20 protein-coding genes and 1 pseudogene are annotated in these 20964 nt (G+C 67.8%); 12 read left to right on the forward strand and 9 right to left on the reverse strand.

Annotation, left to right across the window (positions count from 1 at the left end; genetic code table 11):
* Positions 1-658 (forward strand): annotated as a pseudogene (locus ACLBWX_RS21505) (hypothetical protein); the annotation flags it as partial.
* A gap of 150 nt (positions 659-808) precedes the next feature.
* Here the strand turns inward: ACLBWX_RS21505 and ACLBWX_RS21510 are convergent.
* Positions 809-1093 carry a hypothetical protein gene (locus ACLBWX_RS21510; protein ID WP_447679001.1) on the reverse strand — a complete coding sequence of 95 codons (285 nt, stop codon included), beginning with the start codon at positions 1091-1093 and terminating at the stop codon, positions 809-811.
* 385 nt (positions 1094-1478) lie between these two features.
* Here ACLBWX_RS21510 and ACLBWX_RS21515 point away from each other — a divergent pair, with 385 nt between their 5' ends.
* The 7 genes from ACLBWX_RS21515 to ACLBWX_RS21545 all read left to right on the forward strand — a co-directional run bounded on the left by ACLBWX_RS21515 (position 1479) and on the right by ACLBWX_RS21545 (position 10096).
* On the forward strand, positions 1479-2975 hold the full coding sequence (locus ACLBWX_RS21515; protein ID WP_447679002.1) for a carboxypeptidase M32: 1497 nt from the start codon (positions 1479-1481) through the stop codon (positions 2973-2975).
* A 310-nt stretch (positions 2976-3285) separates the two neighbouring features.
* Entirely contained in the window at positions 3286-4533 is a 1248-nt protein-coding gene (locus tag ACLBWX_RS21520) for an Hsp70 family protein (protein WP_447679003.1), read from the forward strand.
* A gap of 92 nt (positions 4534-4625) precedes the next feature.
* On the forward strand, positions 4626-6044 hold the full coding sequence (locus tag ACLBWX_RS21525; protein WP_447679004.1) for an RluA family pseudouridine synthase: 1419 nt from the start codon (positions 4626-4628) through the stop codon (positions 6042-6044).
* Between the two features lie 639 nt (positions 6045-6683).
* Positions 6684-7361, forward strand: coding sequence for an HAD-IA family hydrolase (locus ACLBWX_RS21530; RefSeq protein WP_447679005.1), 678 nt, complete (start codon positions 6684-6686; stop codon positions 7359-7361).
* 61 nt (positions 7362-7422) lie between these two features.
* Positions 7423-8217: an ATP12 family chaperone protein gene (locus ACLBWX_RS21535; RefSeq protein WP_447679006.1), complete on the forward strand. Its 795-nt coding sequence runs from the start codon at positions 7423-7425 to the stop codon at positions 8215-8217.
* Between the two features lie 104 nt (positions 8218-8321).
* Positions 8322-9854: an acyl-CoA carboxylase subunit beta gene (locus ACLBWX_RS21540; protein ID WP_447679007.1), complete on the forward strand. Its 1533-nt coding sequence runs from the start codon at positions 8322-8324 to the stop codon at positions 9852-9854.
* 113 nt (positions 9855-9967) lie between these two features.
* Positions 9968-10096 (forward strand): hypothetical protein, encoded by a 129-nt coding sequence (locus ACLBWX_RS21545; protein ID WP_274534750.1) that lies wholly within the window; start codon positions 9968-9970, stop codon positions 10094-10096.
* A 60-nt stretch (positions 10097-10156) separates the two neighbouring features.
* Here ACLBWX_RS21545 and ACLBWX_RS21550 read toward each other — a convergent pair whose 3' ends face one another.
* From ACLBWX_RS21550 to ACLBWX_RS21560, 3 genes are all read right to left on the reverse strand, one after another.
* Complete coding sequence (locus ACLBWX_RS21550) at positions 10157-11107, reverse strand: metallophosphoesterase (protein ID WP_447679008.1); 951 nt, start codon at positions 11105-11107, stop codon at positions 10157-10159.
* Between the two features lie 166 nt (positions 11108-11273).
* Positions 11274-11552, reverse strand: a complete 279-nt coding sequence (locus ACLBWX_RS21555) for a hypothetical protein (RefSeq protein WP_447679009.1) — start codon at positions 11550-11552, stop codon at positions 11274-11276.
* Between the two features lie 220 nt (positions 11553-11772).
* On the reverse strand, positions 11773-13176 hold the full coding sequence (locus tag ACLBWX_RS21560) for an aminotransferase (protein WP_447679010.1): 1404 nt from the start codon (positions 13174-13176) through the stop codon (positions 11773-11775).
* A 102-nt stretch (positions 13177-13278) separates the two neighbouring features.
* Between ACLBWX_RS21560 and ACLBWX_RS21565 the strand changes: the two genes are divergently transcribed.
* Both ACLBWX_RS21565 and ACLBWX_RS21570 read left to right on the forward strand, forming a co-directional pair.
* Positions 13279-13818 (forward strand): hypothetical protein, encoded by a 540-nt coding sequence (locus ACLBWX_RS21565; protein ID WP_447679011.1) that lies wholly within the window; start codon positions 13279-13281, stop codon positions 13816-13818.
* A 13-nt stretch (positions 13819-13831) separates the two neighbouring features.
* A complete protein-coding gene (locus ACLBWX_RS21570) occupies positions 13832-14536 on the forward strand; it encodes an HAD family hydrolase (protein ID WP_447679012.1) in 705 nt (234 codons plus the stop codon).
* On the opposite strand, the gene ACLBWX_RS21575 is transcribed toward ACLBWX_RS21570, so the two are convergent.
* Entirely contained in the window at positions 14533-15027 is a 495-nt protein-coding gene (locus tag ACLBWX_RS21575; protein ID WP_447679013.1) for a MarR family winged helix-turn-helix transcriptional regulator, read from the reverse strand. The two genes, ACLBWX_RS21570 and ACLBWX_RS21575, sit on opposite strands and share 4 nt — an antisense overlap.
* Before the next feature lie 140 nt (positions 15028-15167).
* On the opposite strand from ACLBWX_RS21575, the gene ACLBWX_RS21580 reads away from it, so the two are divergent.
* The gene (locus ACLBWX_RS21580; RefSeq protein WP_447679014.1) at positions 15168-15947 is read left to right on the forward strand and encodes a DUF1499 domain-containing protein; all 780 of its coding nucleotides are present in this window, start codon (positions 15168-15170) and stop codon (positions 15945-15947) included.
* Between the two features lie 6 nt (positions 15948-15953).
* Here the strand turns inward: ACLBWX_RS21580 and ACLBWX_RS21585 are convergent, their stop codons facing one another.
* Together ACLBWX_RS21585 and ACLBWX_RS21590 are read right to left on the reverse strand one after the other, a co-directional pair.
* Positions 15954-16871 (reverse strand): MBL fold metallo-hydrolase, encoded by a 918-nt coding sequence (locus ACLBWX_RS21585; RefSeq protein WP_447679015.1) that lies wholly within the window; start codon positions 16869-16871, stop codon positions 15954-15956.
* Positions 16872-16957: 86 nt separating this feature from the next.
* A complete protein-coding gene (locus tag ACLBWX_RS21590; protein WP_447679016.1) occupies positions 16958-17977 on the reverse strand; it encodes a DUF2865 domain-containing protein in 1020 nt (339 codons plus the stop codon).
* 371 nt (positions 17978-18348) lie between these two features.
* Here ACLBWX_RS21590 and ACLBWX_RS21595 point away from each other — a divergent pair, with 371 nt between their 5' ends.
* Positions 18349-19755 carry an Nramp family divalent metal transporter gene (locus ACLBWX_RS21595; RefSeq protein ID WP_447679017.1) on the forward strand — a complete coding sequence of 469 codons (1407 nt, stop codon included), beginning with the start codon at positions 18349-18351 and terminating at the stop codon, positions 19753-19755.
* Positions 19756-19778: 23 nt separating this feature from the next.
* Here the strand turns inward: ACLBWX_RS21595 and ACLBWX_RS21600 are convergent, their stop codons facing one another.
* Positions 19779-19928 carry a hypothetical protein gene (locus ACLBWX_RS21600; RefSeq protein ID WP_447679018.1) on the reverse strand — a complete coding sequence of 50 codons (150 nt, stop codon included), beginning with the start codon at positions 19926-19928 and terminating at the stop codon, positions 19779-19781.
* A gap of 178 nt (positions 19929-20106) precedes the next feature.
* Complete coding sequence (locus ACLBWX_RS21605) at positions 20107-20916, reverse strand: IS5 family transposase (protein ID WP_447676942.1); 810 nt, start codon at positions 20914-20916, stop codon at positions 20107-20109.
* Between the last annotated feature and the right edge of the window lie 48 nt (positions 20917-20964).

Here is a 20964-nt window from a genome sequence, read left to right on the forward strand (position 1 = left end):
CTACGACGTCTATCTCGGCGGCATCACGGGCAAGGACTACGCCTCTTCCCACGCGAGCTATGACAGCGCCGGCAAGGCCGTGCTGATGGAGCAGTTCCGTGCCGACGGCAGCCTGATGATGAAGAAGGTCGTCGGACTCGACACCACCACCGAGACCTACGATGCGGCCGGGACGCTCACCAACAAGACCGTCCAGCACTCCGACAAATCCTACGACGTTTACACCAGTGGCGTCACCGGCAAGGATTACGTCGCTTCCCATGCGAGCTACGGCACCGATGCAAAAGCCCTCTACCTCGACGCCACGAAATCCGATGGTTCACATGCGGTGACGATCTACGGGTCGAATATCGCCTTCAAGGTCGATGGGACTGCGGAGTCGATCTCCCTAAAGGGACTGAGCGACACGCTGGTCTTCGACAAGGCGTTCGGAAGCAGCGCAGTCACCGGCTTCGATGCAGGGTCTGGTGCCGGTCACGATGTGATCGATCTCAACGCCACTTTGGCTCCAGACTTCGCCCAGTTGAAGGGACTGATGCAGGCCACAGGACCCGACACCCTGATCACGTTCAGCCCCGCCGATCACATCCTTCTGAAGGGCGTGGTCGCCGAGAGCCTGACGGCGTCGAACTTCGCGTTCCATTACGACCTGCACTAGGCTCAGCGCCGGACAGGACCATGCAGGCGTCGCGGCAACCGGTCCCTCGCCTCGGATGCGGGGCCTGCACGGAGCCTCCCAGGCCGATAGAGCACGTCATCTGATGGAGGTGACTGAAGGCCTTACCATCCGTGAAGGAAACGGAACCTGTCAGTCGTCCGAGACGGTTCGGAGATGGAAACCGTCCCGGATGGCGCTCGGCACCGGTCCCATTACCTCCGAGGCGTCGCTGAGGCGCAGGGCGAAGTTCATGCCGTCGGCTGAGACTGGGACGGCAGCCACCGGCGGCATCGCCTGCGCGAGGCACGTGCCGAGCCCGATGGCGGCCGCAACCTGCGCGGAGATCCAAGGAAACAGCTTCCGTAGGAGGGGCCGCAGTTCCAAATCGTCCGGTGCGGCATCCGCCACCGTTACGGTCTCGGGGACCGCGACCACCTGAGCGATCCGCGACGACGGGAGGCCGCTGAAATCGAAGACGGTTTGGTCGTGGCTGAATGGGAGGGACGGCTGATCCATGCGGATCAAAGTAGCGCCAATCCGCTAAGGCTGCGTTAACTGCTTACCTGCGCAGGCCGATCTGTTTTGACCGCCCGCGAAACCGGCATGACGGGACCTTCGCACGTCCGAGCCACGCGACGCACGGACCAGGGATCCGGTCCGCCCGTGCGGACCTTGCACCCAGGTCCCCGACATGGTGGATTCGCCGTGATACGTCCGGTGGCATCGCACTGCTCCCGGTGCGTAAGGCTTCGAAACGGCCTTCCATCGCCGGCCGGTGGGTGCCGGGCGAAGGCCATGAACAGGACGCCCCCACACGCTCATGCAGGCCTATCCGCTCCTCTCCGCCCGGTTCGCGCGTCTCGGCGCACTCGGTGACGCCGCTGGTCTCCTTCACTGGGACCGACAGACGCTGATGCCCGGCGGTGCGGCCTCCATGCGGGCGGAGCAACTCGCGCAACTCGCCGTGATCGGACACGAAATCCTGACGGCGGCGGAGACCGGCGACCTGCTCGCACGCGCCCTCGACGCGGCTCCGAGCCTCGGCGAATGGGAACTTGCAAACCTGCGCGAGATGCGCCGGGCCTATCTCCACGCCTCGGCGGTGCCAGCCGATCTCGTGGCGGCCAGTTCCAAGGCCTCGTCGCGATCCGGGATGATCTGGCGCGAAGCCCGGGCGCAGGCCGACTTCGCGATGCTGGCCCCGGCCCTGGCGGAGACCCTGCGCCTGCAGCGGGAGGTCGGCGCAGCGAAGGGCGCCGCCCTCGGCCTCGATTCCTATGACGCCCTCCTCGACGGCTACGATCCCGGCATGCGCCGCGCGGCGATCGACCCGCTATTCGCGGACCTGCGGGCCACGTTGCCGAGTCTAATCGAGACGGTCCGGGCCTGCCAGGCTCGCAAGCCGGCACCGCTCCCGTTGCCCGGTCCCTTCCCGGTGGAGACGCAAAAGGTGGTGGGCGAACGGCTGATGCGCGCCATCGGCTTCGATTTCGAGCGGGGCCGCCTCGACGTAAGCCTGCATCCGTTCTGCGGCGGTGCCACGGACGACGTGCGGATCACCACCCGCTACGACGTCGCCGATGCCACCGGCGCCCTGATGGGCGTGTTGCACGAGACCGGCCATGCCCTCTACGAGCAGGGCCTGCCCGCCGCATGGCGTCACCAGCCGGTAGGAACGGCACGGGGGATGACCCTGCACGAGAGTCAGTCGCTGCTGGTGGAGATGCAGGCCTGCCGTTCGGCCGAGTTCTGCACTTATCTCGCACCGATCCTGGCCGAGGCCTTCGGCGGGGAGGGGCCCGCTTGGAGCGCCGAGAATCTGCACCGCCGCTACACGCGAGTCGTTCCGGGGTTCATCCGGGTCGATGCCGACGAGGTGACCTATCCAGCCCACATCCTGCTACGCTACGAGTTGGAGAGGGCGATGATCGCGGGCGACCTCGCGGTGTCCGACCTGCCCGGCGCCTTTTACGACGGCCTGCGCGATCTCCTCGGTCTCACCGTCCCGGACGACCGGCAGGGCTGCCTGCAGGATATTCATTGGCCGAGCGGAAGCTTCGGGTACTTCCCGACCTATACCCTCGGCGCGATGGCGGCTGCGCAGCTTTTCCGCGCCGCCCGCGCCGAGGTGCCGGGTATCCCGGCCGGCCTCGCGGCGGGGGATTTCTCGGGCTTGCGCCGATGGTTGCACGATACCGTCCACGCGCGCGCCAGCCTGCTGGAGACCGGCGACCTCCTCGTCGCGGCGACAGGCAAACCCCTCGGAGCCGAGGATTTCCTGCACCACCTCCGTCGTCGGTATCTCGAAGAAATCTGATCCGCGCGGCTGATACGGTCCTCGGTCAGTGTTCCAGGGACCTAGGCCGTATTCACCCTCCGCCCGATCCTGCGGGGCTGAACGCCAGCAATTCATCCAGATGCTCTCTGAGGTGGCCGGCGCTCACTCCCCTGTCAGTGAACTGCAGCGCGAGGCGATCGTACGGCTCAACCGGCGTTTGAGCGGAAGCAGCCCTGCGCTGAAAGCGAGCCGAGCGGGCGATTTCGAGCGCTGAGACAGGTGGACCCGGCGCGGCGCAGGCTGTAGGTCGGCGGCCCGTCACCCAGCGGACCCGTGTCCGGAGACTTCCATGGCGGCCTGCGGCCTCGATTTCGGCACATCCAACACCACCCTCGGCCTCGTCACCGATCAGCGTCCGCACCTCGTGCCGCTGGAGGGACGCCACGTCACGATCCCCAGCGCGATCTTCTTCCCACCCGGGCAGGCACCCGTCGTCGGTCGCGCAGCCATGATCGAGTACCTCGAGGGAACGCCGGGCCGGCTGATGCGGAGCCTGAAGTCGGTGCTTGGCTCCTCCCTGCTGGAGGAGACGACCCCCGTCGGCCGCGAGCGCATCAAGTTCCGCGACGTGATCGGGCGCTACCTCGCCGCCGTGAAGGCGCGGGCGGAGAGCACGATCGGCCATACCCTCGACACCGTCGTGCATGGCCGCCCGGTCCATTTCGTCGATGGCGACCCGGAGGGTGATGTCCGCGCCGAGGACGCCCTACGTGCGATCGCCACCGCGATCGGCTTCCGCCACGTCTCGTTCCAGTTCGAACCGATCGCCGCGGCGCTCGACTACGAGCAGCAAGTCCGATCGGAGGAGATCGCGCTGATCGCGGATATCGGCGGCGGCACTTCGGACTTCTCCATCGTGCGACTTTCGCCGGAGCGGCATGCGCGGCCTGACCGCAGCGGCGACATCCTGGCCAATGACGGCGTGCGGATCGGAGGGACTGACTTCGACCGCCGCCTCAGCCTGGGCACGGTGATGCCGCTGCTCGGCCTCGGCAGCGCGATGAATCGCGGCGACATCGACGTGCCCTCGGGCTACTTCCACGATCTCGCCACTTGGTCGAGCATCAACCGCCTCTACAATGCCAAGACCCTGCGCGAGATCGAGGAGGTCCGCCGCGACGCGCAGCGTCCCGACCTCCTGGCCCGGCTCCACACCGTCGTGGAGGCCGAGCGCGGTCACTCGCTGGCGATGGAGGTCGAGGGTGCCAAGATCGCAGTTTCGGAAGCGGGGCAGGGGCGGGTCGGCTTGGACTGGGTCGAAGCGGGTCTCGGGGCCGAGATCGACCGGCCGGGCCTCGTCGGCCACACGGACGAACTCGCCCGTCGCATCGCCGAGCGGATCGCCCGGTGCCTATCCCAGGCCGGCCTGACAGCGAACCGCATCGACGCGCTCTTCCTCACGGGGGGGTCCACCGGCCTGCCCCATGTCCGCGCGGCCCTGACCGCCTGCGTACCGAACGCCCGGGTCGTCGAGGGCGATACTTTCGGCTCCGTCGGCACCGGGCTTTCCCTGGAGGCGGCGCGGCGCGCGGCCTGAGGCGAGGTCAGCAGCGCGAAAACCGCGCCTCGCATGGCTAAGACGGCCCGCGCGCGCTTTGTGGCGGCGCCGGCCGATGCTACGAGCAGGCCATGACCACACGACCACCTTCACGCGGCGGTTCCGGGCGCAAGGGCGCCGGCACGGGCCGAGGCGCACCTCCCGGCCGCCCCGCCCGGCCAGGCAAGCCAAGCACCTTCAAGCGGCCCGAACGCGAACGCACGGGCCCGCGCACCAGCGCGCTGGATGCCGCTCAACGCGCGGCCCAGGTCCGCGGCGATGCCGCGGCCAAGCATGCGCCCTGGCGGCCCGGCCAGGAAACCCGCGACCGCGAGGCAGCGCCGCCGGACACCTTCGAGGAGTCGCCCCGTCCTCCGCGCGGCCGGGCCGAGCGGCCGACGCCGGCCGGTGCGATGCAGGCGCGGCGCTCGGGCGCCGCAGCGCGCGAAACCACACCGGTGCCGGAGGGACCGACCCGGCGCGAGCAACGCGCGGCCGCCTCCGCCACCCTCGCATCCGGCGTCCAGACCCTCACGGTGGAGGAGGACGAAGCCGGAATGCGCATCGACCGCTTCCTGACCACGCGCTTCCCCCAGCTTCCCTTCACCCGCGTCCAGAGCATCGTGCGCAAGGGCGAACTCCGGGTCGACGGCAAACGCGCCAAGCCCAACGATCGGTTGGAGCCAGGCATGAGCGTGCGAGTGCCGCCGCTCAAGCTCGAGGCGCAGGGCGACCGCCCCCGCTCGGCCGCGAAGGACGCCACCGACGCCGACTTCATCCGCTCTCTCATCCTCTACGAGGATGCCGAGATGATGATCCTCAACAAGCCCTTCGGCCTCGCGGTGCAGGGCGGTTCCGGGACCGTGCGACATGTCGATGGGCTCCTCGAGGCCCTGACGGGCAAGGACGGGCAGAAGCCGCGCCTGGTGCACCGCCTCGACAAGGACACTGCGGGCTGTCTGATCGTTGCCAAGACGCGGCTGGCCGCCGCGACGCTAGCCAAGAGCTTCCGCTCCCGCTCAGCCCGCAAGGTCTATTGGGCACTCACCGCGGGCGTACCACGCATGGCGCAGGGCCGGATCTCGACTTATCTCGCCAAGGAAGAGCCCACGGACGCGGATGCACGCATGCGGGTGGCCAAGCACGGCGACGAGGGCGCCGCGCACGCCCTGACCTACTATGCCATGGTCGACAACGCGGCGCAGAAGCTGTCCTGGCTGTCGCTGAAGCCGGTGACCGGCCGGACACACCAGCTGCGGGCCCATGCGGCCCATATCGGGCATCCCATCGTGGGTGATCCGAAATACTTCAGCATCGAGAACTGGGAGCTGCCCGGCGGCATCCAGAACCGCCTTCACCTGCTTGCGCGCCGGATCGTGATCCCGCACCCGCGCACCGGTCAGCCGGTCGACGTCACGGCCCCGCTTCCGCCGCATATGGCGCAGAGCTGGAACCTGCTCGGATTCGATGCGTCCCGCTACGACCCCATCGTCGAGGCGCCCGAAGCCTGAGCGCCCCCCTCCCGCCCGTCGGAAGGTGCGGCACCTCGCCGGAGGACGAGGAGGGAGGGCGTCGGGGTTGCACCTTGGCAAGCGCCCGCCATGCCTTATCCTCTCGATCCATCCCGGTGGGCACCTCGCCGCCGGCCAAGGACCGTCGCGCCACGATGCATCGAGACACGATCCTGACGCCCGCAACCGTGATTGCCTGCGCGCTCCTCGCCCTCGCGACCTGGGGCGCCGGCCCGGCGCTCGTCGGCACTTCGGCGATGGCGCAGGGCAATCCCGCAGGGCAGAATCGGCCTCAGGGTCAGTCTCAGAACCCGGCACCGGCCCAGACCCAGCCGACAGGGCAGCCCCAAGCGGCACCTTCCGCTCAGCCTCCAGCACAAGCCCCGTCGCGAGCCGCGGGAACGGGACAGGTTTCCGGCACGGGCGGCGGCCGCGGCGCGGCGCAGGTCGGACGGTCGCGCCGACCGTCCTACGCGGCCTGCAATCGCATGTCCCATGCCCGCGGGCTGCGCGGCGGCGCCCGGCGCCGCTTCCTCGTCCGGTGCAAGCTCGGCTACGACCGTCCCCGGGCCGGGCAGCCGCAATCGGCTCCCGCCCGCCAGCCGTGAGGGACACCGTCCGCAGCGTGAGGTCGCTTCCTTGAAGCTCATCGTCTTCGACGTTGACGGGACCCTCGTCGACAGCCAGCACCTCATCGTAGCCGCGCAGGGCATGGCCTTCGCCGAACATGGTCTGACGGCTCCGAGCCGCAGCGAATCGCTCTCGGTGGTTGGCCTGTCCCTACCACAGGCGTTTCGTCGCCTCGTCGGGGACGACGGTCCGATCGAGGGGCTCTCGGAGAGCTACAAGCGCGCCTTCAACATCCTGCGCCTCGACCCGAACTACGAAGAGCCCCTGTTTCCGGGCATGGGCGAATTGCTCACCCGGCTTCATGCCCGCGACGACGTGCAGCTCGGCATCGCCACCGGCAAGGCGCGGCGCGGCGTCGACCGCCTCATCGAGACACATGGCTGGGAAGGCTGGTTCGCCACCACGCAGAGCGCCGACGATGCGCCTTCGAAACCGGACCCCGCCATGCTGTTCCAGGCCATGGCCGCGACCGGTGCAGAACCCAACGCCACGGTGATGATCGGCGACACCACCTACGACATGACGATGGCCGTGAACGCCGGCGCCGCCGCCGTGGGCGTGGCCTGGGGCTACCACCCAGTCGGTGCACTGTTCACCGCCGGCGCCTCCATCGTCGTCGACACTGCGGACGACCTCGGCGCCCTGTTCTCCGGCGATCCGCACGCGCGGGCGGCGATCGAGGCCTGAGCGCCTGGAAGGTCCGCAGGGCGTCTCGCAGCCCGTGCTCCGATGCCCTATCTGCAGGAACATGAGCGACGAATCTCAACCCGACTGGCTCGGCGAACCCGAGAGCCCTTCTCAGCCTGATCCGACCCGCGCGGCGCGGGGCACTGGAAGGCCCAGCCTGCCGAAGCGCTTCTACGGCGAGGCCGGCCTCGCTGAACACGACGACGGTTTCCGGCTGACTCTGGACGCACGTCCGGCGAATACGCCGGCCCGCAACGCGCTCGTCCTTCCAACCCGCGCATTGGCTGAGGCCGTGGCCGCCGAATGGGCCGTGCAGGTCGAAGTCATCGATCCGGCCACCATGCCGCTGACCCGGCTCGCCAACACCGCCATCGACGGGGTCGCGCAACGCCGAAGCGCGGTGGTGGACGACCTCTCGGCCTATGCGGGCACCGACCTCTTGGCCTATCGGGCCGGCGACCCTGAGCGCCTCGTGCGCGCCCAGGCCGAGGCCTGGGATCCGATGCTCGACTGGGCGCACGCGGAACTCGGCGCCCGTTTCATTCTGGGAGAGGGCGTGATGCACGTCACTCAGCCGGACGTCACCGTGGCGGCCCTGCGCCGGGCGATCGAGGAGACCGAGGGACCGTTCCGGCTGGCCGCTCTCCATACGCTGACGACGCTGACGGGATCGCTCGTCCTGGCCCTTGCCGTGCTGCGCGACCACGCGGGTCCGGCCGAGGCCTGGGCGGCGGCCCATGTGGACGACACCTACCAAGCGAGCGTCTGGGGCCGCGACGCGGAGGCCGAATCTCGCCACGCCGCGCGGCAGGCGGAATTCGAGGCGGCCGCGCAACTCGCACGCCTCAGTCGTTAAATCCATTTTCGCGGAAAGCGCCGCATGCTAAGGCCTATTCAAATCGCGACCGCCAAGGTTCGGCTGGGGCGCGGCGTCAACACTCCAACCAGGGCGATGCGTGCATGAAGGACATTCTCGAGAAGCTGGAAGAGCGGCGCGCCCAGGCCCGCCTCGGCGGCGGCGAGAACCGCGTCGTGGCCCAGCACAAGCGCGGCAAGCTGACGGCCCGCGAGCGCATCGAGCTCCTCCTCGACCACGGGTCGTTCGAGGAGTTCGACATGTTCGTCCAGCATCGCTCCACCGATTTCGGGATGGAGAAGCAGAAGATTCCGGGCGACGGCGTGGTCACGGGTTGGGGCACGATCAACGGCCGCACCGTCTTCCTGTTCTCGAAGGACTTCACGGTGTTCGGCGGTTCCCTGTCGGAGGCGCACGCCGCCAAGATCGTCAAGGTCCAGGACATGGCGCTGAAGATGCGCGCCCCGATCATCGGCATCTTCGATGCCGGCGGCGCCCGGATCCAGGAGGGAGTCGCGGCGCTCGGCGGTTATGGCGAGGTGTTCCGCCGCAACGTCGCTGCGTCGGGCGTCATCCCGCAGATCTCGGTCATCATGGGTCCCTGTGCGGGCGGGGACGTCTACTCGCCGGCCATGACCGACTTCATCTTCATGGTGCGCGACACGAGCTACATGTTCGTGACCGGCCCCGACGTGGTGAAGACCGTGACCAACGAGGTCGTGACGGCGGAGGAACTCGGCGGCGCCAAGGTCCACACAACTAAGTCCTCCATCGCCGACGGTTCCTTCGAGAACGACGTCGAAGCGCTCCTGCAGATCCGCCGCCTCGTGGACTTCCTTCCCGCCAACAACACCGATGGCGTGCCGGAGATCGAGAGCTTCGATGATCCCCTGCGCCTCGACATCAGCCTCGACACGCTGATTCCGGACAATCCGAACAAGCCCTACGACATGGGCGAACTGATCCGGCGCGTGACCGACGAGGGTGACTTCTTCGAGATCCAGGCGACCTATGCCCGCAACATCATGACCGGCTTCGGCCGCATCGAGGGCCGCACGGTCGGGTTCGTCGCCAACCAGCCGATGGTTCTGGCCGGTGTGCTCGACTCCGATGCGTCCCGCAAGGCGGCCCGCTTCGTGCGCTTCTGCGACGCGTTCTCGATCCCGATCGTCACCTTCGTGGATGTGCCGGGCTTCCTGCCGGGCACTGCGCAGGAATACGGCGGCCTGATCAAGCACGGCGCCAAGCTGCTCTTCGCCTATTCCCAGGCGACAGTACCGCTCGTCACCATCATCACCCGCAAGGCCTTCGGGGGAGCCTACGACGTGATGGCCTCCAAGCACGTGGGTGCCGACCTGAACTACGCCTGGCCGACGGCGCAGATCGCCGTGATGGGCGCCAAGGGCGCGGTGGAGATCATCTTCCGCAGCGAGATCGGCGATGCAGGGAAGATCGCCGAGCGCACCAGCGAATACGAGGATCGCTTCCTCTCGCCCTTCGTGGCCGCCGAGCGCGGCTACATCGACGAGGTGATCATGCCCCACTCCACGCGCAAGCGCGTCGCCCGGGCGCTCAGCATGCTGCGCACCAAGGAGATGGAACAGCCCTGGAAGAAGCACGACAACATCCCGCTCTGAGGGTGGCAGCCAGCCCGGCGCCGTGTCGGGCGGGCAAGGCTCGCAAAACATTCCGATGGCCTATTCGCGGAAGAGTGCCATGATCCTTCACCCACACCGGGAGGAGACATGTCATGGCGGCTGAACAGAAGCGTGGAAGTCGCGAGGCGAAGAAGCCCAAGAAACCCGTGACGAAGACGATTGCGGCGGCGCCTTCGACCAAGGGCACGGTGGTCGCCGCGCCGAAGGCCGGCAAGAAATAGGCGTCGCCGGCGCCGGAGCGGGACGATCCCGCCCCCGGTGCCGGGTTCGGGCGTCACGGTTCAGCCGTGGATGAGCCGCGCCCCCTGGACGGTCTTGCCGACCGGATCGGACGGCGCTCCGAGGTTCAAGAGCACGATTTCGGGGGGCACACCCAGGCGCACGGGGATGCGACTGACGCCGAAACCGCCCGAGACGATCATGTGCCGCCCCTTGCGGACGACGTGGCCGTAAGCGAAATCATTGCCGTGGACGGAGGGGATGGCGGGTGAGTAGCCGAAAAGGCGCACCTGCCCCCCGTGGGTATGGCCGGCGAGCGTCAGGGACACCCGGTCCGGCACGTCGACGAACAGGTCGGGCTCGTGGATCATCAGGAGCACCGGCGCGGAATCGGTGACCTTCGCGAGCGCGCCCGGCAGATCGTCGCGACCCTGATCGACGTCCTGTATGATGAACGGGATCTGGTCGCCGACACCGGCGATCCAGAACGGTTTGCCGTCCTTCTCCAGGCGTAGGGCATCATTCTCCATGACGGGAATGCCGACGTTCTCGAGCGCACGTTGCGCCGCGACGGGCCCGTCGAGGCGCGCCTGAGCCTGTTTGTCGTCCCACCAGTCGTGGTTGCCGAGGATCGCGTGGACGCCGAGCGGAGCCCGCAGCGCCGAGACCACCCGGGCGAAGTCCGTCAGCGGAATTTTCCGATAGGTGACGCTCGGGCCGGCCGGATAGTCGCCCAGCATCAGGATGAGATCGGGCTTGAGCGCGTTCGTGGTATCGACGATCTCGGCGATCCGGTCGAGGGGCATGAACGGCTCGCCGACATGGAAATCCGCCAGCACGGCGACGCGCAGGCTCAGTCCTGGCGTCCAGTTCGGCAGAACCGGTGCGTAGGGCGTGACGACGAGGCGGTAGAGCGGCTCGATACCGAAGGCGTAGACGCCCGTAGCCCCGACGACGCCCGCGCTCGCCCCGAGCCCGGTCAGGAACTGCCGGCGGCTCGGCAGGATCAACATCGGCAGGCTCCTCGGTCGCGCAAAGCGCGCGGCACCGTCCTCTCACCGGCAATGATGACGAAATCGAGGAGCGTGCCGTGCTTCTGCGGACGATAAGTCTGAGACGTTGAGGAAGGGATACCGAGCCTCTGGAAAGCCGCCTCCGGGTACGGACGATCCCGATGTCTCAGGAGAGCGGCGTGTCCTCGTGCTCGAAGCGGGCGGAAATCGCACTGCTCAGCAGCCTTGTCCTTGCCGATTTCGGGGTGGCAGCAACGGCCTGCACGGCTGCCGCCAGGGCCGGAAGCGCAACGGGCCTGAACGTCTCGGGCTGATGATCGACAATGATCGTGGATCGGCCGGACCGTTGAGTAATGCTTGAAGACTGTTGGCGCGGGTACATGTGATGGTTGCCCTGTTGTGCTCGATCGGCCTCATCAGTTCCAAGTACCTGATTTTCAGCCATCCACGTCTCACGGGCGCCCCATGGCAGAACCCGGACGTTTCTCAAGCGACACTCGGATCATAAAGCCGCAGCCAACCTGAACGAATGCTTAAAACCTTCACGATCCCTCGACCGCGATATAAATTCGAGCCACGATCTGCCTTCTCAACACTTAAGCAGTGTCGTGATTGCAGTGCAAAAGACATGATGCATCGCGAAGAGCGCCATCGTCGGACACGCTTTATCTTTCGGAATGTCGGAGGGGAGCCACCTCAAGCTTCTGCTCAGCGAGCCAGGCCAGGGTCCGGTCGAGAGCCCGAGTCAGCCGGTCGAACAGGGTATCGATCTCCGACGGCGCGATCACCAGCGGCGGGCAGACCGCGACACGGTCTCCGGCGAGGAAACGCACGATCAGTCCCTCGGACTGCGCGAAGGAGACGACTCGCGCCGCCACCCCCGCCTTCGGCTCATACTGGCGCCGGGACGCCTTGTCCGCCACGAGTTCAATGCCGCCGATGAGGCCGATGCCGCGCGCCTCGCCGACGAGCGGGTGGTCACCGAGCGCCGAAAGGCGCGCCTGGAAATGAGGCGCCTTCTCGGCGACGCCCTCGACGATGCGGTCGCGCTTGTAGATCGCGATGGTCTTGAGGGCGACGGCGCAGGCGACGGGGTGACCGGAATAGGTGGTGCCGTGGCCGAATGTGCCGAGCTTGGCGCTCTGCTGCACCATCAGGCGATAGAGCGGCTCGTCGACCGAGACGCCGCCCAGCGGCAGGTAGCCGGAGGTGAGCGCCTTGGCGAAGGACAGACTGTCGGGACGCATGCCCATCGCCTCCGAGCCGAACCAGGTGCCCAGCCGGCCGAAGCCGCAGATCACCTCGTCGGCGATGAAGCGCACGTCGTGGCGATCGAGCACCGCCTGGATCTTGGCGTAGTAGCCCCTGGGCGGCAGGATGGCGCCGCCGGCGCCGAGCACCGGCTCCGCAACGAAGGCCGCCACGGTCTCGGGGTCCTCACGCAGGATCACGGCTTCCAGTTCTGCAGCGAGTCGCGTCGTGAAAGCGTCCTCGCTCTCGCCCTCGTGCCCAAAGCGGTAATGGTGCGGGCAGCCCACGTGCAGGAAGCCCGGCAGGGGCAGGTCCCAATCGGCATGATTGGCGGGCAGGCCCGTCATCGAGGCCGTCGCCACCGTGACGCCGTGGTAGCCCTTGATGTGCGAGAGGATCTTCTTCTTACGCGGCCGACCGAGCGCGTTGTTCATGTACCATGTCAACTTGACCTGTGTGTCGTTGGCTTCCGAGCCCGACGAGGTGAAGAAGATCTTCGAAGTCGGAACCGGCATCAGTTCCTTCAAGGTCTCGGCGAGCTCGATCGCCGGATCGTGGCTGCGTCCCGAGAACAGATGGGTGAAGGGCAGGCGCGCCATCTGCTCGCTGGCCGCCTCCACCAACTCCTCGTTGGAATAGCCGAGCGCCGTGCACCACAGCCCCGCCATGCCTTCGAGATAAGGCCGGCCATCGCTGTCGTAGACCCAGACCCCATGTCCGCGTTCGATCACCAGGGGGCCCGTCTCGCGGAACGTCTCCAGGTTGGTGTAAGGATGGATCAGGGTTTCGACGTCGCGGGTCGCGAGGTTCGAGAGCATATTTTTGCCTGACGGTTGGCCGATGGCCGACATGGGTGCACGACTGTAACGAGAGGCGCATCCGGTATAAACCCGCGCGACGTCGCAACCGGATCCGATGCCATGCTCGACCCTGCAACCATCGTGACCGATCCGGCCCCGGGCCGCGCCTGCGGAACCTGTACGCTCTGCTGCAAGGTCTACGACGTCCCCGCTGTCGAGTCCGTCGCCGGTCAATGGTGCCGGCATACTAAGCAGGGCCGGGGCTGCGCCATCCACGCGACCCGGCCCGACCATTGCCGCGCCTTTCATTGCCTCTGGATGACGGAAACCTGGCTGGGCTCGGAATGGAAGCCCGAACGCGCCAAGATGGTGCTGAGCCTCGATCCGGTCTCACGGCACATGAACGTGCAGGTCGATCCGGGCCAGCCGAACGCCTGGCACCGCGAGCCGTATTATGGCCAGCTGAAGCGCTGGGCGACAGCGTCCCTGGCCCAGAAGCGCCACGTCCTCGTCCACCTCAACAAGACCACCACCGTGGTTCTTCCGGACCGCGACGTGGCCCTCGGCGTCTTCGAGCCCGGCGACCGCATGGTGGCCCGCGAGCGCATGACGCCGCAGGGCGTCGTCATTGAGGTCGAGAAGGTCCGCGATGCGGCCTGAGCCTGTGGGACGCATGATCCGCGGTATCCTGTTCGACAAGGACGGGACCCTCGTCGATTTCGACCGGACCTGGGGACCCGCCGCCTACTCGGTGATGTCCGACCTCTCGGGCGGCGACCGGGCGCGCCTGGAGGCCCTGATGCGGGTCAGCCACTACGACGAAGCCGGGCGGCGCTTCGCACCGACTTCGCCGCTCATCGCCGGCTCCTCGGCGGGCTACGGACCGCTCTGGGCCGAGGTGCTGGACCGTCCCGCCGGCCCGGCACTCTATGCCGAGATGGATGCGCTGTTCCGCGCGGCGGGCCTCGCTGCGCTGACGCCGATCGGAGCACCGGCCGATCTTGCCGCACGCCTCGTCGCCGGCGGCTACGCCCTGGGCATCGCCACCAACGACGCCGAGGCCTCGGCCCGGGCGCAATGCGAGGCCCTCGGCCTCATGCCTCATTGCGCCTTCGTGGCGGGTTATGATTCCGGGTACGGGTCGAAGCCCAAGCCCGGCATGGTCACGGCCTTCGCCGACCATCTCGCGGTATCGGCGAACCGGATCGCCATGGTGGGCGATTCACCCTACGATCTCGTCGCCGCCCGCGCCGCCGGTGCGATGTCGATCGCGGTGCTGAGCGGCCCTCTTGGTGCTGCAGCTTACGACGAGCTGGCGCCGCTGGCCGACCATGTCCTGCATTCGGCCGAGGATTTGCTCGTCCTGCTGAGCCTCTAACCCGCTTCGCCGGTGACGGGCTGCTCATGCGATAGATCACGCGCCAGGTCGCGCCACTTCAGGACGAGGCGCTCGAAATCCGCGATGTCCTTGGCTGGCAACTGTCCCAGGGTGCGGGCGACGTAGGCCTTCTGCGCCACGATCCCACGGGTCGCGAGGTCGGTTCCGGCGGGTGTGAGGTACAGAGCGTGGGAGCGGCGATCTCCCGGGATCGGCCGACGCTCCACGAGTCCGGCCTCGACGAGGCGATCGATCAGCCCTGAGACGTTGCCCTTGGTGACGTAGAGGCGTGCCGCCAGGTCCTGCTGGGTCATGCCCTCCCGCTCGGTCAGGGTCGAGAGCGCATCGAACTGCGGGATGGACAATCCCAGCCCGCGCAATTCCCCCGCCATCGCCGCTGTGACGCGGCGGTTGAGGCGGATGAAGCGGAACCAGACCCGCAGCGGATCGGCGGCCTCGGCAGGTGTCGGGGAGGGCGGGGTTACGGGCATCGTCGCGCGGCTATAGCAGACGGGGCACCGCTGCCGAAAGCATCGCGATGCATGGCCCGGGTGGCGCCGCGGAGCGCGGACCGGTAAAGCTCCAGGCCCACGGCCCCGCAGATCTTCCGGACAGCGAATCTCGTCACAGCATGCGTCGTCTGCCCTATGAAGATCCCGTCACCCGCGCCGGCCCGGTCTCGCGGACTATCGCGGTCCTGGCCCTGCTCGTCAGCCTCGTCGCCCTGATCCTGGTGCGCGACCCGCGCGCCGAAGCCGGCCCGGCCCTGGCGACACTCGGCGCTGGTCTCGTTCTGGCGGCGGTCGCGGTGTTTTTCGCCATCGTCGCCTTCGTCCGGGTCTGGCGCGAGGGCGCGCACGGCCTTGGCGCGGCCCTGGCTGGCCTGTTCCTGGCAAGCCTCGTTCTCGCTTATCCGGCCTTCGCCGCCCTGCGCGGCCTGCGGCTCCCGGCAATCGCGGACGTGACCACCGACACCGAGAACCCACCTGCCTTTTCCCGCTCGCGCGTGGCCTTCGCGGCCCGCGACGGACGCTACCCGCCCGATCCCGGCCCGGTTGCGCGCGCCGCTCAGCGCACCGCCTATCCACAGATCGCACCGCTCACCCTCGACCTCGACGCCGACGAGGCCTTCGAACTCGCCCGCAAGGCAGCGGTGAACCGACGCTGGCAGATCGTCGAGGCAATCCGCCCGGGCGGCCGCATCGGTAACGGTCGGATCGAGGCGGTGTCCCGTGGCCCGATCCTCAACCTCGCCGACGACGTCACGGTGCGAGTCCATCCGCGGGCGGACGGCGCGCGCATCGACGTCCGCTCCGCCTCGCGCCTGGGCACGCGGGATCTCGGCAGCAACGCCGACCGCATCCGCGCCTATCTCGACGAGGTCGCCAACCTCGCCATCGCGGTGAAGTGATGGGGATCAGGCCGGCGCGTAGCGGCCGTCGAGCCGGGCAGGGCCATCGCTGAGCACGATCCCGCGCTCGACCAGATCCTCCAGATGAGCGAAGACCGACAGGGCGGCGGCGCCGTGCAGGGTCGGGTTCAGGCCCTGGTAGATCGCGGCGACGATGGCGCGGATATCGCGGTCACCCACATCCACGCGATTGCGGATCGCGGTCTCGCGCTGGCGCCGGTGGGCGGCGAGGCCGCGTACGAAGCGGCGGGGATCGCGCACCGGACCGCCATGGCCCGGCCAGAAGATCGTCTCGTTGCGGTCGCGCAGGGCCTCGAGCGAGTTCATGTAGGCGCGCATCGCGCCATCGGGGGGGGCCACGACGGTGGTCGACCAGGCCATGACGTGATCGCCCGAGAACAGGGTCGTCTCCTCCTGCAGCGCGAACGCGAGATGGTTCATGGTATGGCCCGGGGTCTCCAGGGCCTCCAGGGTCCAGCCCGACCCCGTGACGGTATCGCCCGTGCGCATGTGCCGATCGGGCACGTGGTCGCGGTCGGCACTGGCATCGAGATAGGGGATCTCACCCTCAATCAACTTACGGGCCGCCCGGTGCGGACCGCAGCCGACGATCGGTGCGCCCGTGCGCGCCTGGAGAATACGGGCACCCGGTGAATGGTCGCGATGCGTATGGGTGACCAGAATGGCTAGGACGGTGGCACCGGCGCAGGCCTCTACGAGAGCCGCGATATGGCCCTCGTCCGCCGGACCCGGATCGATGATGGCGACAGCTTCGTTCCCCACGAGGTAGCTGCAGGTGCCGGTCGCCGTGAACGGACCGCCGTTCGGTGCAATCCGCCGCCGGACCAGGGGCGACAGACGCACCGTCTCGCCGCTCGGGGGCAGCGCCCCGTCGAACACGGGATCGGACTGGATCTCGCTCATGCCGGCTCCTCGAAGCTTGGGACCGGATTCGGCCGTAAGCCATCGCCGCGTCAGGGACAACGCACGCGATCAGGCCCGAGACCGCCTCAGTATACGAAGGGCGACGCGATCACGACGCGCGCCTGGGCCCGCACCGGGCCGAAACGCGGCTCGACCTCGATCGGTGGCGGGACCGGTTCGAACCCGACCGCTGCGACCCGAATGCGGCCTGTGCGGTCGGCACTGCGCAGGGCCTTCTGAAGGGCACGGGCATCGGCTTCGCGGCGGACCACATCGACCTTGGCGTCGATTTCGCGCCGCGCCCGGCGCGACAGGCCCCGGGCCTCGCGGAAATCGACGACGGTGAAGCCGCCAGCCCGGACCGAGGTGACGACCGCGGCGCTCGCTTCGGTGGCGACGATGTCACCAGCGCGCACGGTCATGTCCTGAAGGATCGGCAGCGGTGTGGCGACGCCCTGCTCGGGCTGACAGTTGCAGTGCTCGATCCGTTTCGTGCGGTAGAGATTCGCTACCGCGAGGCTGCGATACGGCTGCCCGTCGAGTCCGACGGCACGGTCGAGTTCTCTCTCGCCGACTCCCAGGGTGAACAGGCGAGTCGGCGTATTCGGGCAGGCGGCCGCACAGGCGGCCTCATGGATCGGCAGGTCGGCCCGGGCGCCGAGGCGTCCAAGGGGGAAGATGTAGCCATCGCAGGCGCGCACGCAGACAGTGCGCCCGCCCAGCGCTGAAGGCGAACCCGCTCCCGGGGCGGAGGCGACCTGCCTCACCGCAGCCGCGCCTCTGGGGAGCCGGACTCGGACAGAACGTGCGGTCGCCTCGACGACGGGTCTCGGCGTCTGCCGAACCATGCGCGCCGCGGTCACCCGCCGGGAGTCTGGCAGAGAGACGTAATGCGCGGGGCGGCGTCGCGCCGGCATCGTCACCGCCGGAGCCGGGACCGGTCCGCGAAAGATCGTTTCCAGGAAATCGAAGAGCCCGCCCCGTTCGGAGGCCTTGACCATCGTAGCGCCCGCCGTGACGCCACCGAGGCCGAGCAGGACGCCTGCGAGCGCGGTCGCCGCCATCTGCCGACGCGTGCCGGCCGGAGCGAGACGCTGCCACTTCATACCGCTTGGCTCCGCTTGCTTCGCACTGACGACCCCGACCGCATCGCCGGGCAGATAACCTCTTCAGGTACACAGCATCACGGACACGGCGCAACGGCGGCAGACAACCGAGACAAGCGCCCTCGGGAGGGTCGCGAGGCTTTCATGGCCCGTTCGATCATTCCGGACGTCAGCCGCTGCAAATGGATTTCGTCAGGACGACCCACGGGCGTCGCTATCCGCGATCGCCGGTGTGCTGAGCCTTGGGCCGGGCAAGCGGCCGTGCCGATCCGCCTACCGAATTTAGCCGTTTGATCTTGTTATAGCCGCTGCTATGATATGGTGGGCGGCTTCGCGGCGCCCGGGTTTTCCCACCGGAAACACGCGCAGGCATGGCTCGACACGAACACGTCACGGCTTCGGGACCGATCTCGGATCCAGGAGGATCTCGACCGGAGGCGTCCCCACCGGGCGGATCCTGGCGCTTCAGCAAGGAGACGCACGCCCAGCCGAGCCTCGGGCGGATGAACGCCAGCGTTCCGGTCCAGGCGAGTGGTACCTGGCTGCGCCGGCTTCTTGCCTTCATCGGACCTGGCTACATGGTCTCGGTCGGCTACATGGACCCAGGCAATTGGGCGACCGACATCGCGGGCGGCGCGCAGTTCGGCTACACACTGCTCTCGGTCGTCCTGCTGTCGAACCTGATGGCGATCGTGCTCCAGGCCCTGTCTGCGCGACTCGGGATCGCGACGGGACGCGATCTCGCTCAGGCTTGCCGCGATCACTATCCGCGGCCCGTCAGCCTGATGCTGTGGATCGCCTGCGAGGCGGCCATCATCGCTTGCGACCTCGCCGAGGTGATCGGCACGGCGATCGCCCTCAAGCTCCTCTTCGGATTACCACTGGTCGTCGGCGCGACGCTCACGGCGCTCGACGTGTTCCTGATCCTGCTGCTGATGCGACGGGGCTTCCGCGCCCTGGAGGCCTTCGTGATCGCCCTTCTGGCGGTGATCTTCATCAGCTTCGGAATCCAGATCGCCCTGGCAGCGCCACCGATCCAGGCAATACTTGGCGGCTTTCTGCCCTCAGCGGAGATCGTCAGGAACCCGGCTGCGCTCTACATCGCCATCGGCATTATCGGTGCCACGGTGATGCCGCACAATCTCTACCTGCACTCGTCGATCGTCCAGACACGAGCCTATCCGCGTACCGAGGAGGGCCGGCGCGGTGCGATTCGCTTCGCAGTGGCGGATTCGACGATCGCCCTGATGCTCGCCCTGTTCGTGAACGCCGCGATCCTGATCATGGCCGCCTCGGTGTTCCACGCGCAGGGGCGCACGGACGTCCAGGAGATCGAGCAAGCCTATGAGTTGCTGTCGCCGCTGCTCGGTGCCGGCATCGCCTCAACGCTGTTCGCGGTGGCTCTACTGGCCTCGGGGCTCAACTCCACGGTCACGGCGACGCTAGCGGGGCAGATCGTGATGGAAGGATTCCTGCGCCTGCACATACCAGATTGGGCACGGCGATTGATCACTCGCGCCATCGCTATCGTACCGGTAGTGGGCGTGACGGCGTTCTATGGGGAGCAAGGCACCGCGAAACTGCTCGTGCTGAGCCAGGTCGTGCTGTCGATGCAGCTTCCCTTTGCCGTCATCCCCCTGGTCGGGTTCGTCTCGGACAGACGGAAGATGGGGGCTCACACGATCCCGGCTTGGCTCAAAATCCTGTCCTGGATCATCGCGGCCGTAATCGTGGGGCTAAACGGGAAACTTCTGCTCGATACCGTAACTGGCGCCTGAGAAGGCACCGCGTCACCGAGAGCTCAACGGCGACGGTCGGTGCGGACACGCACCGGAACCGGCTGCGGTGCAGGCATCGGGCCTTCGAGAATCACACCGATCAGCGAACGGCTGGCCTCAGCGACGGTTTTGATCAGACGTCGCGCGATGGAGGCGACAGTCGATTGTCTCATGACGGGCTCCTGACCGACGGGCTGAGGACGAACGTCGCATTCCGGGCCGGGTTCCGGTAGCGATGAGACACAGATAGCGAGATCAGTGTCTCCTGCTCAGGGGTCGAGGGCAATCGGCCGCATCGGCGCGAAGCGCGTAAAAAAGCACCGCCGCGATGACGCCGGTGCCTAGAGGCTGTTATGAACCGCCCGCCAGTTGAGCGGCCTGTTTGAGCATGAGGCAGACGAAAGCAACGATGTGGAGATCTGCGAGCGTACTGGGATAGCGCTCGTAGTCTTTGACGAGGCGGCGGAAGCGGGTTGCCCAGGCGAAGGAGCGCTCGACCACCCAGCGTCGCGGCAGAAGGACGAAGCCGCGCTTGGCCTCGGGCAGTTTGACGACCTCCAGTTCGATTCCGTGGGTGCGGGCGGCCTTGGCTGGCTTCTCGCCGGTGTAGCCTTGGTCGACATAGGCGAGATCGACGGTGTCCCCTGTGGCAGCCTGCACGGCCTTAGCCAGACGCCCCACCTGGGCGCGGTCGTCGGCATCGGCGGGGGTGACGTGCAGGGCCAGGAGGTGGCCCAGGGTGTCGACGGCCAGATGGACCTTCGAACCCTTCTTGCGCTTGGCGCCATCGTAGCCGGCCCGTTCGCCGCTCTCGGGCGTCGAGCGCAGGGTCCGGCTGTCGAAGATGGCCGCGCTCGGCTCGGGGGATCGCCCGGAGGCCAGACGCAGCAACGCCCGCAGATCGTCGCCCAGTTGCTCGAAGCAGCCTGCCGCCAACCAGCGCTGCGCCTGCTGGTAGACCGCTTCCCAGGGCGGCAGGTCGTTGGGCATCCACCGCCATGGCGCGCCCGTCTTCACGACGTAACGCAGCCCGTTGAACACCTCGCGCAGGCTGTGCTCACGCTGCCCCGCATCCTCCCGCAGCAGCGTCAGATAGGGAGCGACCAGCGCCCATTCTTCATCGGAAACGTCGGACGGGTAGGCTTTGCGTGAAGAGGTCATGCCCCTTCATCTGGAATCAAGCCGTCATAGGTCCATAACAGCCTCTAG

This window comes from Methylobacterium sp. M6A4_1b, from assembly GCF_053345175.1.